21 protein-coding genes are annotated in these 14,117 nt (G+C 71.3%); all 21 read right to left on the reverse strand.

Annotation, left to right across the window (positions count from 1 at the left end; genetic code table 11):
- Positions 1-116: 116 nt before the first annotated feature.
- A complete protein-coding gene (locus ACYVQV_RS09020) occupies positions 117-1,799 on the reverse strand; it encodes an ABC-F family ATP-binding cassette domain-containing protein (protein ID WP_461022947.1) in 1,683 nt (560 codons plus the stop codon).
- Between the two features lie 94 nt (positions 1,800-1,893).
- A complete protein-coding gene (locus ACYVQV_RS09025; protein ID WP_461022948.1) occupies positions 1,894-2,370 on the reverse strand; it encodes a DUF5709 domain-containing protein in 477 nt (158 codons plus the stop codon).
- 185 nt (positions 2,371-2,555) lie between these two features.
- Positions 2,556-3,392, reverse strand: coding sequence for a tRNA pseudouridine(38-40) synthase TruA (gene truA / locus ACYVQV_RS09030; RefSeq protein WP_461022949.1), 837 nt, complete (start codon positions 3,390-3,392; stop codon positions 2,556-2,558).
- A 59-nt stretch (positions 3,393-3,451) separates the two neighbouring features.
- Complete coding sequence (gene rplQ / locus ACYVQV_RS09035) at positions 3,452-4,051, reverse strand: 50S ribosomal protein L17 (protein ID WP_461022950.1); 600 nt, start codon at positions 4,049-4,051, stop codon at positions 3,452-3,454.
- A 59-nt stretch (positions 4,052-4,110) separates the two neighbouring features.
- The gene (locus ACYVQV_RS09040) at positions 4,111-5,127 is read right to left on the reverse strand and encodes a DNA-directed RNA polymerase subunit alpha (RefSeq protein ID WP_461022951.1); all 1,017 of its coding nucleotides are present in this window, start codon (positions 5,125-5,127) and stop codon (positions 4,111-4,113) included.
- 160 nt (positions 5,128-5,287) lie between these two features.
- Positions 5,288-5,914 (reverse strand): 30S ribosomal protein S4, encoded by a 627-nt coding sequence (gene rpsD / locus ACYVQV_RS09045; RefSeq protein ID WP_461022952.1) that lies wholly within the window; start codon positions 5,912-5,914, stop codon positions 5,288-5,290.
- Positions 5,915-5,954: 40 nt separating this feature from the next.
- Positions 5,955-6,362 carry a 30S ribosomal protein S11 gene (gene rpsK / locus ACYVQV_RS09050; protein WP_461022953.1) on the reverse strand — a complete coding sequence of 136 codons (408 nt, stop codon included), beginning with the start codon at positions 6,360-6,362 and terminating at the stop codon, positions 5,955-5,957.
- 105 nt (positions 6,363-6,467) lie between these two features.
- Positions 6,468-6,848 (reverse strand): 30S ribosomal protein S13, encoded by a 381-nt coding sequence (rpsM, locus tag ACYVQV_RS09055; protein ID WP_461022954.1) that lies wholly within the window; start codon positions 6,846-6,848, stop codon positions 6,468-6,470.
- A 205-nt stretch (positions 6,849-7,053) separates the two neighbouring features.
- Positions 7,054-7,167, reverse strand: coding sequence for a 50S ribosomal protein L36 (gene rpmJ / locus ACYVQV_RS09060; RefSeq protein WP_034266058.1), 114 nt, complete (start codon positions 7,165-7,167; stop codon positions 7,054-7,056).
- Positions 7,168-7,242: 75 nt separating this feature from the next.
- Positions 7,243-7,464, reverse strand: coding sequence for a translation initiation factor IF-1 (gene infA / locus ACYVQV_RS09065; protein WP_461022955.1), 222 nt, complete (start codon positions 7,462-7,464; stop codon positions 7,243-7,245).
- A gap of 212 nt (positions 7,465-7,676) precedes the next feature.
- A complete protein-coding gene (gene map / locus ACYVQV_RS09070; protein ID WP_461022956.1) occupies positions 7,677-8,513 on the reverse strand; it encodes a type I methionyl aminopeptidase in 837 nt (278 codons plus the stop codon).
- A gap of 4 nt (positions 8,514-8,517) precedes the next feature.
- On the reverse strand, positions 8,518-9,093 hold the full coding sequence (locus tag ACYVQV_RS09075) for an adenylate kinase (protein WP_461022957.1): 576 nt from the start codon (positions 9,091-9,093) through the stop codon (positions 8,518-8,520).
- Positions 9,090-10,391 (reverse strand): preprotein translocase subunit SecY, encoded by a 1,302-nt coding sequence (gene secY, locus ACYVQV_RS09080; RefSeq protein ID WP_461022958.1) that lies wholly within the window; start codon positions 10,389-10,391, stop codon positions 9,090-9,092. Before secY ends, ACYVQV_RS09075 begins: the two co-directional genes overlap by 4 nt.
- A 209-nt stretch (positions 10,392-10,600) precedes the next feature.
- A complete protein-coding gene (gene rplO / locus ACYVQV_RS09085; protein WP_461022959.1) occupies positions 10,601-11,089 on the reverse strand; it encodes a 50S ribosomal protein L15 in 489 nt (162 codons plus the stop codon).
- Position 11,090: 1 nt separating this feature from the next.
- Positions 11,091-11,273 carry a 50S ribosomal protein L30 gene (rpmD, locus tag ACYVQV_RS09090; protein WP_461022960.1) on the reverse strand — a complete coding sequence of 61 codons (183 nt, stop codon included), beginning with the start codon at positions 11,271-11,273 and terminating at the stop codon, positions 11,091-11,093.
- Complete coding sequence (gene rpsE, locus ACYVQV_RS09095) at positions 11,273-11,893, reverse strand: 30S ribosomal protein S5 (protein WP_461022961.1); 621 nt, start codon at positions 11,891-11,893, stop codon at positions 11,273-11,275. The genes rpmD and rpsE overlap by 1 nt, the downstream gene beginning before the upstream one ends.
- A gap of 58 nt (positions 11,894-11,951) precedes the next feature.
- Entirely contained in the window at positions 11,952-12,332 is a 381-nt protein-coding gene (gene rplR / locus ACYVQV_RS09100; protein WP_461022962.1) for a 50S ribosomal protein L18, read from the reverse strand.
- Between the two features lie 3 nt (positions 12,333-12,335).
- On the reverse strand, positions 12,336-12,875 hold the full coding sequence (gene rplF, locus ACYVQV_RS09105) for a 50S ribosomal protein L6 (RefSeq protein ID WP_461022963.1): 540 nt from the start codon (positions 12,873-12,875) through the stop codon (positions 12,336-12,338).
- Between the two features lie 18 nt (positions 12,876-12,893).
- Positions 12,894-13,292 carry a 30S ribosomal protein S8 gene (gene rpsH / locus ACYVQV_RS09110; RefSeq protein ID WP_461022964.1) on the reverse strand — a complete coding sequence of 133 codons (399 nt, stop codon included), beginning with the start codon at positions 13,290-13,292 and terminating at the stop codon, positions 12,894-12,896.
- Between the two features lie 70 nt (positions 13,293-13,362).
- On the reverse strand, positions 13,363-13,548 hold the full coding sequence (locus ACYVQV_RS09115; RefSeq protein ID WP_461022965.1) for a type Z 30S ribosomal protein S14: 186 nt from the start codon (positions 13,546-13,548) through the stop codon (positions 13,363-13,365).
- Between the two features lies 1 nt (position 13,549).
- Entirely contained in the window at positions 13,550-14,116 is a 567-nt protein-coding gene (gene rplE, locus ACYVQV_RS09120; RefSeq protein ID WP_461022966.1) for a 50S ribosomal protein L5, read from the reverse strand.
- Position 14,117 lies beyond the last annotated feature (1 nt).

Consider the following 14,117-nt stretch of genomic DNA (forward strand, 5'->3'; position numbering starts at 1 on the left):
TGCGGTGTGGGGGTGAGCAGGACGCTAGACCCGTGGGGCCGCCCGACGAAAGGTCTTGACACCGACTTTCTGCAAGACTTTGCAGTCGCTGCCTGTCACCAGGCAGGAACGTGACGTCAGCGCGTCCGGGCGACGCGCCGCACGTCCCAGACCGGCTCCCCGGACTCGCGGACCGAGCCGTCCTCGCCGACGACGAGGAAGCGGTCGAAGCCCCGGGCGAACCAGCGGTCGTGGGTCACGGCCACCACCGTCCCCTCGAAACCCGCCAGACCGGTCTCCAGCGCCTCGGCGGACTCGAGGTCGAGGTTGTCGGTCGGCTCGTCCAGCAGCAGCAGCGTCGCGCCGGACAGCTCGAGCAGCAGGATCTGGAACCTCGCCTGCTGCCCGCCCGACAGCACGTCGAACGTGCTCTCCGCGACGCGCGCCAGCTCGTAGCGGTCCAGAGCCCGGCTCGCCTGCTCCCGCGGCAGGCCGGCGCGGTGCTCGTCGCCGCGGTGCAGGACCTCGAGCAGGGTGCGACCGGCCAGGTCGGGACGCACCTGCACCTGGGAGAACCAGCCCGGCCGGACCCGTGCCCCCAGCCTGGCCCTCCCGCTGTGGGCGACCGGCTCGACGACCAGGTCGCCGACCGGTCGGTGCTCGGTCTCGGGGTCACTACCGCCCGCCGCCAGGAGCCGCAGCAGGTGCGACTTGCCGGACCCGTTCGACCCCAGCACCGCGACCCGGTCGCCGAACCAGATCTCGGCGTCGAACGGCTCGGTCAGCCCCGTCAGCGCCAGACGCTCGCACACCACCGCCCGCCGCCCGGTCCGACCACCGGACAGGCGCATCGTCACCTGCTGGGTCCGCGGCCGCTCCTGCGGCGGCCCCTCGCGCTCGAAGCGCTCCAGCCGGGTCCGCGCGCTCTGCAGCCGCGACGCCATGTCCGAGTTGTACGCGGCCTTCTGCCGGTACAACAGCACCTGGGCTCGCAGGCGCGCGTGCTGCTCGTCCCAGCGCCGCCGGAGCTCGTCCAGCCTGGCGAACCGCTGCTGCCGCGCGCCGTGCCAGGTCGCGAAGGAGCCACCGTGCACCCACACCGAGGCACCGGCGGGTCCGGGTTCCAGGGTGGCGACCCGGGTCGCCACCCTGGCCAAGACCTCCCGGTCGTGGCTCACGAACAGCACGGTCTTCGGGCTGGCAGCGAGCTGCTCCTCCAACCACCGCTTGGCCGGGACGTCGAGGAAGTTGTCCGGCTCGTCCAGGAGCAGCACCTCGTCGGGACCGCGCAGCAGGGCCTCGAGGGCGAGCCGCTTCCGCTCACCGCCGGACAGCGTCGCCAGCGTTCGCCACTGGGCCCGGTCCCACGGCGTGCCCAGCGCCGCCTGCGTGACGACGTCCCAGACCGTCTCGGCCTCGTACCCGCCCACGTCCGCGTAGTCCGCGAGCGCCTGGGCGTAGCGCAGCTGCGTCGCGGTGTCGTCGACCTCCATGACCGCCAGCTCCGCGGCGTCCAGCTCCGCGACCGCGCTGCGCAGCGGCGCCGGGGCGACCGACGCGAGCAGGTCACGGACCGTGGCCCCGGGCCGGTCGCGGCCGACGTGCTGGTCCATCACCCCGAGCCCACCGCTGCGCGTCACCGAGCCCGCGTGCGGGTCCAGGTCGCCGGACACCAGCCGCAGCAGCGTGGTCTTGCCGGCGCCGTTCGGCCCGACCAGCGCGACCTTGGCACCCTCCCCGACGCGGAACGTCACGTCGTCCAGGAGCCGGGTGCCGTCGGGCAGGTCGTACCCCACGGCGTTGACGTCCACGTGACCCACATCGGTCAGTGTGCCGAGCCGGCGGCCGCGTCCCCTAGCGGTTTTCGCGGCTCGACCACCGTCCTAGGTCGGTACGGCTACCACCCGGACGGCGTCACCAGCGCGCGTCCTCGTCCTCCACCACGTGCATCGCCGCCTCCTCCGCGCTCGCCGCGCCGCCGTCGATGCCGACGTCCCGGGCGACGACGTCCTTCTCGGTGTCGGCGTGGGCGCCCTCGTCAGGGGCGACGAGGCGGCCCGCGCGATGGTGACCGACCTGGTCGTCGATCAGCTCTCCGTCGGTGTCCTCGCTGTCGCCCAGGCCGTCCCTGCCGTCCGGGCGCTCCCAGTCGTCCGGCTCGAGCTGGCGCTCGCGCAGCTCGAGGTTCTCCCCCTGGCGCTCCTCGGACCCGGTGGTGCCCCAGCGGTCCATGCCCCGCGCCCGCTCGGGCGGCGAGTAGCCCATGTCGAGCATCTCGTCCGTGTCCGGCTCCCCCAGGGCGTCGTCCATGTCCAGCTCGCCGGAGTCGTCCAGGCGGCCGTCGTCCTGGGGCTGGTAGACGCTGTCCCCGAATCCGTCCTGCTCGCTCATGCCCCGACTCTGCCACCCGGCCCGGACCGGCGCGACAGGGCACCGGCGCCGCGGCGAGGACCGTCCCTGACGGCGCACCCAGCCGCTGGGTGCGCACCGCAAGCGTCCGGACGCGCACTCAGCCCGCTGAGTGCGCACCGCGAGGGTCCGGACGCGCACTCCGCCCGCTGAGTGCGCGGTCGCGGTCAGCGAACCGGCTCGTCGCGGCGCCGTCGCGCCTGGCGCGCGCGGTCGGCGAGCCGGTCGTCCTCGGGGTAGCGGACCTCCTCCAGGGTCAGCCCGTGGGCCGGCGCGACGGCGACGGCGGGGTCGCGCACCCCCGCCACGAGGACGTCGTGCGGCCACTCGACCGGCCGCCGCCCCTCGCCCACCGCCAGGGCCGCGCCGACCAGCGAGCGGACCATGTGGTGGCAGAACGCGTCCGCCACGACCCGGGCGACGGCCACCCCGTCGCCGTCACGGCGCCAGTCGAGCTCGAGCACCGTGCGCACCGTCGTGGCCCCCTCCCGGGGCCGGCAGTAGGGCAGCCAGTCGTGCTCACCGACGAGTGGGCGCCACGCGGACGTCATCGCCGCCACGTCCAGCTCCCGCCGGTGCCACAGCACGTCGCGACGCCGCAGCGGGTCACGCAGGTCGGGGCGGTCCGCGACGCGGTAGGCGTACCGGCGGCTCAGCGCCGAGAACCGCGCGTCGAAACCGTCCGGCGCCGGCCCGGCGGCTCGGACCACGACGTCGTCGGGGAGGACACCTGCCAGCCTCCGCACCAGGGCCTCCCCCGGCCCGGAGGTGCCGCGCCCGGGCAGTGCGCTCCAGGCCGCAGCGGGCAGGTCCAGGTGGACGACCTGACCGCGCGCGTGCACCCCGGCGTCGGTGCGTCCCGCGACCGTCAGGCGCGGCGGGGCGGCCCGCAGGACGCGGCCGAGCGCGTCGGCGAGCACGCCCTCGACGGTCCGCCGGCTGGGCTGGGCGGCCCACCCCGAGTACGCCGTGCCGTCGTAGGACAGGTCGAGCCGCACGCGCACGAGCCCGTCACCCCCGGGGACGGGGGTGACGGGCTCGCTGTCGTGCCCGGTGGGCTCGCTCAGGCCTTGTCCTCGGTGGAGGCGTCGGCCTTCTCGTCGGCAGCCTTCTCGTCGGCGGCCTCGGTGGCGACGGCCTCGTCCACGGTGGCCTCGCCGCCGGTGACGCCCTCGTCGGCCTTCGCCTCGTCGGCCTTCGCCTCGTCGGCCTTCGCGTCGGCGGCCTTCGCCTCGTCGGCCTTCGCGTCGGCAGCGGCCCGCTTGGTGGCGGCCTCGGCCTCCTTGACCGTCGCCTTCCTGGCGACGGGCTCCATCACCAGCTCGATGACGGCCATCGGCGCGTTGTCGCCCTTGCGCGGACCGATCTTCGTGATGCGGGTGTAGCCGCCGTTGCGCTCGGCCATCGCCGGGGCGATCTCGGTGAAGAGGAAGTGGACGACGGACTTGTCGCGCACCACCGTCATCACCCGACGGCGGGAGGCCAGGTCACCGCGCTTGGCGAAGGTGACCAGGCGCTCGGCCAGGGGGCGCAGCCGCTTGGCCTTCGCCTCGGTGGTGGTGATGCTCCGGTGCTCGAACAGCGCCGTGGCCAGGTTGGCCAGCATGAGCCGCTCGTGGGCCGGACCGCCGCCGAGCCGCGGGCCCTTGGTAGGGGTAGGCATGATGTGGTTCTCCTCGGTCGGGGCTGCCGGTCAGGGGGTCCTGCCGGCGTGCCGCGGGCTCAGTACTGCTCGTCCTCGGCGAAGGACATGTCGTCGTCGGCACCGAAGTCCGACACGGCCGTGCTCGGGTCGAACCCGGGGGGGCTGTCCTTGAGGGCCAGGCCCATGCCGGACAGCTTCGCCTTGACCTCGTCGATGGACTTCGCACCGAAGTTGCGGATGTCGAGCAGGTCCGCCTCGCTGCGGGCCACCAGCTCGCCGACCGTGTGGATGCCCTCGCGCTTGAGGCAGTTGTAGGAGCGGACCGTGAGGTCCAGCTCCTCCACCGGCAGCGCCAGGTCGGCCGCGAGCGCCGCGTCGGTCGGGGACGGCCCCATGTCGATGCCCTCGGCTTCGACGTTGAGCTCGCGCGCCAGGCCGAACAGCTCGACCAGCGTCTTGCCCGCGCTGGCCATCGCGTCGCGCGGCAGCGTCGACGGCTTCGTCTCGACGTCCACGACGAGGCGGTCGAAGTCGGTGCGCTGCTCGACGCGGGTGGCCTCGACCTTGTACGTCACCTTCAGCACAGGCGAGTAGATCGAGTCGACCGGGATGCGGCCGATCTCGGCCTCGCTGGACTTGTTCTGGGCGGCGGAGACGTACCCGCGGCCGCGCTCGACGGTGAGCTCCATCTCGAGCTTGCCCTTGCCGTTGAGCGTGGCGATGTGCAGGTCGGGGTTGTGCACCTCGACGCCCGCCGGCGGGGCGATGTCGGCGGCGGTGACGGTGCCCGGGCCCTGCTTGCGCAGGTACATCACCACGGGCTCGTCGTGCTCGCTGGACACGACGAGGGACTTGATGTTCAGGATGATCTCGGTGACGTCCTCCTTGACGCCGGAGACCGTCGAGAACTCGTGCAGCACGCCGTCGATGCGGACGCTGGTCACCGCGGCACCGGGGATGGACGACAGCAGGGTGCGGCGCAGGGAGTTGCCGAGCGTGTAGCCGAAGCCGGGCTCGAGCGGCTCGATGACGAACCGCGAGCGGTGCTCGGACAGGACGTCCTCGGAGAGCGCGGGGCGCTGTGCGATCAGCACGGGGGTGTTCCTTTCCCATCAGGGTCCGCCATATGACCCTGGTGTGGCGTACCCGGCGGGACTCCGTCCGCCCACCGGGCTGGTGCGGCGTCCCCGACCGGCCCGCGGCGGGGGACGCGCGGCCGGGCCGGGCGCACGCGGCGCCCGACCCGGCCGGGTGTCACTTCGAGTAGAGCTCGACGATGAGCTGCTCCTGGACCTGCGTGTCGATGACCTGGCGGGCCGGCAGCGAGTGCACCAGCACGCGCATCCGGTCCACCTGGACCTCGAGCCAGGCCGGGACGGTCCGCTCACCGTGCGTCTCGCGGGCGATGACGAACGGCGTCATGGTCCGGGACTTCTCCCGGATCTCGACGATGTCGTTCTCGCTCACCCGGTAGCTCGGGATGTCGACCTTCTTGCCGTTGACCAGCACGTGACCGTGGCGCACGACCTGGCGCGCCATGTCCCGCGAGGACGCGAAGCCCGCGCGGTAGATCACGTTGTCGAGGCGGGACTCCAGGATGCGCAGCAGGTTCTCACCCGTCTTGCCCTGGCGGCGGTTCGCCTCCTCGTAGTACCCGCGGAACTGCTTCTCCAGCACCCCGTAGATGCGGGCGCACTTCTGCTTCTCGCGCATCTGCAGGAGGTACTCGCTCTCCTTGGTGCGCGCGCGGCCGTGCTCGCCCGGCGGGTAGGGCCGGATCTCGATCGGGCACTTCGGCGAGTCGCACTTGGCGCCCTTGAGGTACAGCTTGGTCTTCTCGCGGCGGCAGCGCTTGCAGTCAGCACCGGTGTATCGCGCCATGCTCGGTGGTTCTCCTTCTCGTCTTCGTCAGCAGGCCGCGTCAGACGCGACGGCGCTTGGGCGGGCGGCAGCCGTTGTGCGGGCTGGGGGTGACGTCCTGGATGGAGCCGACCTCGAGCCCGGTCGCCTGCAGCGAGCGGATGGCGGTCTCACGGCCGGAACCGGGACCCTTGACGAAGACGTCGACCTTGCGCATGCCGTGCTCCTGGGCACGGCGGGCAGCCGCCTCGGCGGCCATCTGCGCGGCGAACGGCGTCGACTTGCGGGACCCCTTGAAGCCGACCTGGCCGGCGGAGGCCCACGAGATCACCGCCCCGGTGGGGTCGGTGATGGACACGATGGTGTTGTTGAACGTGCTCTTGATGTGCGCGTGGCCGTGGGAGACGTTCTTCTTCTCCTTGCGGCGCGGACGACGCGCACCCGAGGCCGAGCGGCTCTTCGGAGGCATTGGCTGGTTCTCTCCTGAACGTGGTGGACGAGCGAGGGTCGGCATGCGGCACGCAGCTCGCTGCCGGTGCGGGCCGCCCGATCGAGTGGACGGACCGCGGAGCGGTTACTTGCGTGCGGCCTTCTTCTTGCCGGCCACGGTGCGCTTCGGGCCCTTGCGGGTGCGCGCGTTGGTCTTGGTCCGCTGACCGCGGACCGGGAGGCCGCGGCGGTGACGCAGGCCCTCGTAGCTGCCGATCTCGACCTTGCGACGGATGTCGGAGGCGATCTCCCGGCGGAGGTCACCCTCGACCTGGAGGTTCGCCTCGATGTAGTCGCGGATCGCGACCTGCTCGGCGTCCCCCATGTCGCGGACCCGCAGGTCGGGGCTGATGCCCGTCGCCGCGAGGATCTCCTGGGCGCGGGTGCGCCCGACGCCGAAGATGTAGGTGAGCGCCACCTCGAGCCGCTTGTCGCGGGGGAGGTCGACGCCGACGATGCGTGCCATCGGTCCTGGTGTCTCCTGGGTTCACCGGAGGTCTGGTGCAGCACCGGTCCCGGCCGACGTCGTCGGCGGGTCCCCGGCCTCCGGACCGGGGGTCTCGTCCCGCTGCTCCACGGAGCCGCGGGGGTCGGGTGCTGCTGGTGCGGCCGTCACCCGGTGGCGACGGCGGTGGTGCTGGCGTCCGGGAGGACGCGACGCGTGCGGGTGATCAGCCCTGACGCTGCTTGTGACGCAAGTTCTCGCAGATCACCATGACCCGGCCGTTGCGGCGGATCACCTTGCACTTGTCGCAGATCTTCTTGACGCTCGGCTTGACCTTCATGGCTGTCCCTCGCCCGCACGAGACACCCGGGCCGTCCGGCTCGGGTGCTGTGGGGTGTGCGTTGTGGTCGGTCGGTTACTTGTAGCGGTAGACGATGCGCCCGCGGGTGAGGTCGTACGGGCTCAGCTCCACCACCACGCGGTCCTCGGGGAGGATCCGGATGTAGTGCTGACGCATCTTGCCCGAGATGTGAGCCAGGACCTTGTGCCCGTTGGTGAGCTCGACCCTGAACATCGCGTTCGGCAGCGCCTCGACGACGCTGCCCTCGATCTCGATGACCCCGTCCTTCTTGGCCATGTCCTCCGCTTACTGCTCGTCCCGCCGTGGCGGGGACCTGTGGAACTGGTGACGACCTCCGCCCTCGGACGGGGATCACAGCGCACGCGTGACGGTCGCCGTCCTGCACCGAACCAGCCGCGGGGTACGGGACGACGAGATTGCTCGTGGGCCAACCCAAGATGTTACGCCATGCCCCGCTGAGCACGAAATCGGCGCGGGGCGTGCGCGGCCTAGGCGAGCGGCGACACCTGGACGCCCAGGGCTGACAGCGCCGCCTCGCCGCCGTCCCGCGCCGTCAGCACCCAGGGCCCGTGCTCGGTGAGGGCGACCGTGTGCTCCCAGTGGGCGGCCCGTCGTCCGTCGGTCGTGACGACCGTCCAGTCGTCGGCGAGCACAGCCGTCTCGATCGACCCCGCGACCACCATCGGCTCGACCGCCACGCACAGGCCGGGACGCAGCCGAGGGCCGCGGTCGCGTGCTCGGTAGTTGAGGACGTCGGGCGGCATGTGCATCTCGGTGCCGATCCCGTGCCCGACGTAGTCCTCGAGGATCCCGTACCGCCCGTCGACGTGGTCCTCGACGGCGGCACCGACGTCACCGAGCCGGCCGCCGACCTGCAGGGCGGCGATGCCGTGCCACATCGCCTGCTCGGTGACGCGGACGAGCTCGTCGTCCGCGTGGCGCTGCTGCGGGTCGACGTCCTCGTGGTCCGGCGCCACGAGGGTGCTGAAGGCGGAGTCGCCGTGCCAGCCGTCGAGGACGGCACCGCAGTCGACCGACACGAGGTCCCCGGGTGCGAGCACCGCGTCGCCGGGGATCCCGTGCACGACCTCGTGGTTGACCGAGACGCAGACCGACGCCGGGAAGCCGTGGTAGCCCTTGAAGGAGGGAACCGCGCCCGCCTCGCGGATGACCGTCTCCGCGACGGCGTCCAGCTCCCGGGTGGTCACCCCCGGCCGCAGTGCGGCGCGCACGGCGTCCAGCGCGTCGGCCACCACCAGACCCGCACGTCGCATGAGGACGACCTGCTCAGGGGTCTTGTACTGGATCCGGTCGCGACCGAACACCGGGTCAGGCCCTGGCTGCGGGGAGCACCTCGAGCAGCCGCCGGGTGACGTCCTCCACGGGGCCCAGACCGTCGACCTGCCGGAGCAGGCCGCGCTCGGCGTAGGTCGCGGTCAGCGGTGCCGTCTGCTCGGCGTAGACCTCGAGTCGGCGGCGGATCACCGCCTCGGTGTCGTCGGAGCGGCCCTCCGTCTGCGCGCGCTTGAGCAGGCGCTGGACGACCTCGTCGGTCTCCACGGTCAGCTCGACGACGGCGTCGAGCGCGGCGTCGCGCTCGGCGAGCATGCCGTCCAGCTCGGCGACCTGCGCCTGCGTGCGGGGGTACCCGTCGAGCAGGAACCCGCCTTCGGCGTCGGGCTCGGCCAGCCGGTCCCGCACCATGGCGTTCGTGACCTCGTCCGGGACGTACTCACCGGCGTCCATGTAGCGCTGGGCCAGCTTGCCGAGCTCGGTCCCCTCCCCCACGTTGGCGCGGAAGATGTCGCCGGTGGACACGGCCGGGACGCCGAGCCGCGAGGCGACGGCCTGGGCCTGGGTGCCCTTGCCCGCGCCGGGCGGGCCGAGGAGGACCAGTCGCGTCATCGGAGGAACCCTTCGTAGTGGCGCTGCTGGAGCTGGGACTCGATCTGCTTGACCGTCTCCAGTCCGACGCCGACCACGATGAGGATGGACGTGCCGCCGAACGGGAAGTTCTGGTTCGCGTTGATCAGCACGAGGGCGACCAGCGGGATCAGGGCGACCATACCCAGGTACAGGGCTCCGGGCAGTGTGATCCTCGTCAAGATGTAGTCGAGGTACTCGGCGGTCGGGCGGCCGGCGCGGATGCCCGGGATGAAGCCGCCGACGCGCTTGATGTTGTCCGCCACCTCGTCCGGGTTGAACGTGATCGCCACGTAGAAGTACGTGAAGAACACGATCAGCGCGAAGTACAGCGCGATGTACAGCGGGTGGTCCCCGCGCACGAGGGTGTTCTGGATCCAGATGACCCACTCGGACTGGGGGTCGTTGAACTGGGCCACGAGCGCCGGCAGGTACAGCAGCGAGGAGGCGAAGATCACCGGGATGACGCCGGCCATGTTCACCTTGATGGGGATGTAGGTGCTCGAACCGCCGTACTGCCGGCGGCCGACCATCCGCTTGGCGTACTGGACCGGCACGCGCCGCTGGGACTGCTCCACGAACACGACCATCGCCATGATCACCAGGCCGATCGCGATCACCAGCGCCATCACGTCGAAGCCGTTGTTGGAGTCCTGGCCGATCGCCCAGATCGACCCCGGGAAGCCGGCCGCGATGGAGGTGAAGATCAGCAGGGACATGCCGTTGCCGACGCCTCGCTCGGTGATGAGCTCACCCATCCACATGACGAGGCCGGTGCCGGCGGTCATGGTGATGACCATCAGCATGATGGTGATGATCGAGTCGTTGGGGATGATCTCCGCGGCGCAGTTCGGGAAGAGGTTGCCCGAGCGGGCCACGGCCACGTAGGTCGTGGACTGCAGGACGGCCAGCGCGATCGTCAGGTAGCGCGTGTACTGGGTCAGCTTCGCCGTACCCGACTGGCCCTCCTTGTGGAGCGCCTCGAACCGCGGGATCACCACGCGCAGGAGCTGCACGATGATGCTCGCGGTGATGTACGGCATGATCCCCAGCGCGAAGATGGACAGCTGCAGGAGCGCGCCACCGCTGAAGAGGTTGACCAGGCCCAGCAGGTCGTTGCCGCTGCCCGCGTCCGCCAGGCAGATCTGGACGTTGGAGTAGCTGACGCCCGGGGTGGGGATGAACGACCCCAGCCGGAAGATCGCCATGATCCCCAAGGTGAACAGCAGCTTGCGCCGCAGATCAGGCGTCTTGAACGCCCGGACGAATGCGCTGAGCACGGATCCTCCTGGTGCACTGCTGCTGCAGCTGTCTGTCGGTCGCGAGCGGCCGTCGGTGCTCTGGCCGACGGTCCTGCGGACGGGGCGCGGACGCCGAGGTGACCCTACCCTGTGACAGCCGCGACCCGGGGGCGCCCTGCGCTGCGCTGCTGCGGAGCGGTGGTGGGGGGCACCCCCGGGTCGTGGCGTGTGCTGAGCGGGTCAGCGGGTCACAGCTCGGTCGTGGACCCGCCGGCGGCCGCGATCTTCTCCTTGGCGGACGCCGAGAAGGCGTGGGCGGTGACGTCGACCTTGACGGCGATGTCACCGGACCCGAGCACCTTCACCTTGTGGCCGCGGCGCACCGCGCCCTTGGCGACGAGGTCGTCGACGGCGATCTGGCCGCCGTCGGGGAAGAGCTCTGCCAGCCGGTCCAGGTTCACCACCTGGTACTCGGTGCGGAACGGGTTGGTGAAGCCGCGCAGCTTGGGCAGCCGCATGTGCAGCGGCATCTGCCCGCCCTCGAAGCGCGCCGACACCTGGTAGCGCGCCTTGGTGCCCTTCGTCCCGCGCCCCGCGGTCTTGCCCTTGCTCGCCTCACCGCGACCCACGCGGGTCTTGGCGGTGCGGGCGCCGGGGGCGGGCCGCAGGTGGTGCACCTTCAGGGTGTGGGAGGCGCCGCCGGCGCTCTCCTCGGTGGCCTTCTTCTTCTCGGCCATGTCAGTCGACCTCCTCGACGGTGACGAGGTGCGCCACCGTGCTGACCATCCCGCGGATCTCGGGACGGTCCTCCTTGACGACCACGTCGCCGATGCGCTTGAGACCCAGCGTGCGCAGCGTGTCGCGCTGGTTCTGCTTGCCACCGATCTGCGACCGGGTCTGGGTGACCTTGAGGCGAGCCATCACGCACCAGCCCCCGCGGCACGCGCCCGCAGCATGGCGGCGGGCGCGACGTCGTCGATGGACAGGCCGCGCCGCGCGGCGACGGACTCCGGCCGCTCCAGGCCCTTGAGCGCCGCCACCGTCGCGTGGACGATGTTGATCGCGTTGTCCGAGCCGAGCGACTTGCTCAGCACGTCGTGGATGCCGGCGCACTCCAGGACGGCGCGCACCGGGCCACCGGCGATCACGCCGGTACCGGGGGAGGCCGGACGGAGCATGACCACCCCGGCCGCCTTCTCACCCTGGATGGGGTGGGGGATGGTGCCCTGGATGCGGGGGACCTTGAAGAAGTTCTTCTTGGCCTCCTCGACGCCCTTGGCGATCGCCGCGGGCACCTCCTTCGCCTTGCCGTAGCCGACGCCGACGGTGCCGTCGCCGTCACCCACCACGACCAGGGCCGTGAAGCTGAAGCGGCGGCCGCCCTTGACGACCTTGGCGACGCGGTTGATCGTCACCACGCGCTCGACGTACTGGTTCTTCTCGGCGGCGTCGCCGCGACGGTTGTCGCGGTCGCGACGGTCCCGGCGCTCACCGGAGCCGCCACTGCCGGCGCCGGTGCCCCGGCGCTGGGTTCCAGGCATTGTCAGGTCCTTCTCTCTCGCAGTCTCGTGTCCTGGCCGTGTGCCGTCGCGGGTCGCCTCAGAGGGCGAGACCCGCCTCCCGGGCACCGTCGGCCACGGCGGCCACCCGGCCGTGGTAGCGGTTGCCGCCACGGTCGAAGACCACGGCCTCGACCCCGGCGGCCTTGGCGCGCTCGGCCACGAGCTCGCCGACCCGCTTGGCCTTGGCGGTCTTGTCGCCGTCGAAGGCCCTCAGGTCGGCCTCCATCGTGGAGGCGGAAGCCAGGGTCTTGCCGACGGAGTCGTCGACGACCTGGACGAACATGTGGCGGGTGCTGCGGTTGACCACGAGCCGCGGCCGGACCGCGGTGCCGGTGATCTTCTTCCGCACGCGCAGGTGGCGGCGGGCACGGGACTTGGTGGTGCCCTTGCCCTTCACCCGGGTAACAGAGAGAGCCATCGCTTACTTACCAGCCTTTCCGACCTTGCGGCGGACCTGCTCCCCGGCGTACCGGACGCCCTTGCCCTTGTACGGGTCGGGCTTGCGCAGCTTGCGGATGTTGGCGGCGACCTCGCCGACCTGCTGCTTGTCGATACCGGCGACGGAGAACCTCGTCGGCGCCTCGACCGCGAAGGTGATGCCCTCCGGCGGCGACACGACGACCGGGTGGCTGAAGCCGAGGGCGAACTCGAGGTCCGAGCCCTTGGCGGTGACCCGGTAGCCGGTGCCGACGATCTCGAGCTTCTTCTCGTAGCCGTCCGTCACGCCGGTGACCATGTTGGCCAGCAGGGTGCGGGTGAGGCCGTGCAGGGACCGCGACGCGCGCTCATCGTCCGGACGCGTGACGCTCAGGGCGCCCTCGTCGTCGCGGGCGACGGAGATGGGTGCGGCCACCTCGTGGGTGAGGGTCCCCTTGGGGCCCTTCACGGTGACCAGGGAACCGTCGATGCTGACCTCGACGCCGGACGGGACCGGGACGGGCAGCCTGCCGATGCGGGACATGCTCTGCTCCTCTCCCGCTTACCAGACGTAGGCGAGGACTTCTCCGCCCACGCCCTGCTTCGAAGCCTGCTTGTCGGTCAGCAGCCCGGACGACGTGGAGATGATCGCCACGCCGAGGCCACCGAGGACTCGCGGCAGGTTGGTCGACTTCGCGTAGACACGCAGGCCCGGCTTGGAGACGCGTCGCACGCCGGCGATGGAACGCTCACGGTTCGGGCCGAACTTGAGGTCGATGGTGAGCGTCTTGCCCACCTCGGCGTCCTCGACCTTCCAGCCGGCGATGTAGCCCTCGGCCTGGAGGATCTCGGCGATCCGCGACTTCAGCTTGCTGTACGGCATGGAGACCTCGTCGTGGTACGCCGAGTTGGCGTTCCGCAGACGGGTCAGCATGTCCGCGATGGGGTCGGTCATGGTCATCGGGCTCTCCGCCCTTCCTCACCGTGGTTTCCCCGTCCCGTCCGGGACCGAGGGACCTGCGGCGTAGTCGTTACCAGGAACTCTTGGTGACACCGGGCAGCTCGCCACGGTGCGCCATCTCGCGGAGGCACACGCGGCACAGCCCGAACTTGCGGTACACCGAGTGCGGACGACCGCACCGCTGGCACCGGGTGTAGGCGCGCACCTTGAACTTGGGCTTGCGCGCGGCCTTGTGGATCAGAGCGGTCTTCGCCACGTCAGTTCTCCTTGAAGGGGAAGCCGAGGCGACGCAGCAGCGCCCGCCCCTCGTCGTCCGTCGTCGCGGTGGTGACGATGGTGATGTCCATCCCCCGCACCCGGTCGATCTTGTCCTGGTCGATCTCGTGGAACATCGACTGCTCGTTGAGACCGAACGTGTAGTTGCCGTGCCCGTCGAACTGCTTCGGCGAGAGCCCGCGGAAGTCGCGGATGCGCGGCAGCGCCAGGGACAGCAGCCGGTCCAGGAACTCCCACATCCGGTCGCCGCGCAGCGTCGTGTGCGCGCCGATCGGCATGCCCTCGCGCAGCTTGAACTGGGCGATGGACTTGCGGGCCCGGGTGACCTGCGGCTTCTGGCCGGTGATCGTGGCCAGGTCGCGCACGGCACCGTCGATGAGCTTGGAGTCGCGGGCGGCGTCGCCCACGCCCATGTTCACCACGACCTTGACCAGGCCGGGCACCTGCATGACGTTCGCGTAGCCGAACTCCTCGCGCATCGCCGGCAGGATCTCCTGGGCGTAGCGCGACTTCAGCCGCGGGGCGGTCTTCACGGTGTCGGTGCTCATC

The organism is Thalassiella azotivora (assembly GCF_054781695.1).

Coding starts and splice junctions, on each gene's coding strand:
- ACYVQV_RS09025 (WP_461022948.1), bottom strand. CDS start 2,370: ATGAGCGAGCAGGACGGATTCGGGGACAGCGTCTACCAGCCCCAGGAC.
- rplQ (WP_461022950.1), bottom strand. CDS start 4,051: ATGCCTACCCCTACCAAGGGCCCGCGGCTCGGCGGCGGTCCGGCCCAC.
- rpsD (WP_461022952.1), bottom strand. CDS start 5,914: ATGGCGCGATACACCGGTGCTGACTGCAAGCGCTGCCGCCGCGAGAAG.
- rpsK (WP_461022953.1), bottom strand. CDS start 6,362: ATGCCTCCGAAGAGCCGCTCGGCCTCGGGTGCGCGTCGTCCGCGCCGC.
- rpsM (WP_461022954.1), bottom strand. CDS start 6,848: ATGGCACGCATCGTCGGCGTCGACCTCCCCCGCGACAAGCGGCTCGAG.
- rpmJ (WP_034266058.1), bottom strand. CDS start 7,167: ATGAAGGTCAAGCCGAGCGTCAAGAAGATCTGCGACAAGTGCAAGGTG.
- infA (WP_461022955.1), bottom strand. CDS start 7,464: ATGGCCAAGAAGGACGGGGTCATCGAGATCGAGGGCAGCGTCGTCGAG.
- ACYVQV_RS09075 (WP_461022957.1), bottom strand. CDS start 9,093: ATGACGCGACTGGTCCTCCTCGGCCCGCCCGGCGCGGGCAAGGGCACC.
- rplO (WP_461022959.1), bottom strand. CDS start 11,089: ATGGCCGAGAAGAAGAAGGCCACCGAGGAGAGCGCCGGCGGCGCCTCC.
- rpmD (WP_461022960.1), bottom strand. CDS start 11,273: ATGGCTCGCCTCAAGGTCACCCAGACCCGGTCGCAGATCGGTGGCAAG.
- rpsE (WP_461022961.1), bottom strand. CDS start 11,893: ATGCCTGGAACCCAGCGCCGGGGCACCGGCGCCGGCAGTGGCGGCTCC.
- rplR (WP_461022962.1), bottom strand. CDS start 12,332: ATGGCTCTCTCTGTTACCCGGGTGAAGGGCAAGGGCACCACCAAGTCC.
- rplF (WP_461022963.1), bottom strand. CDS start 12,875: ATGTCCCGCATCGGCAGGCTGCCCGTCCCGGTCCCGTCCGGCGTCGAG.
- rpsH (WP_461022964.1), bottom strand. CDS start 13,292: ATGACCATGACCGACCCCATCGCGGACATGCTGACCCGTCTGCGGAAC.
- rplE (WP_461022966.1), bottom strand. CDS start 14,116: ATGAGCACCGACACCGTGAAGACCGCCCCGCGGCTGAAGTCGCGCTAC.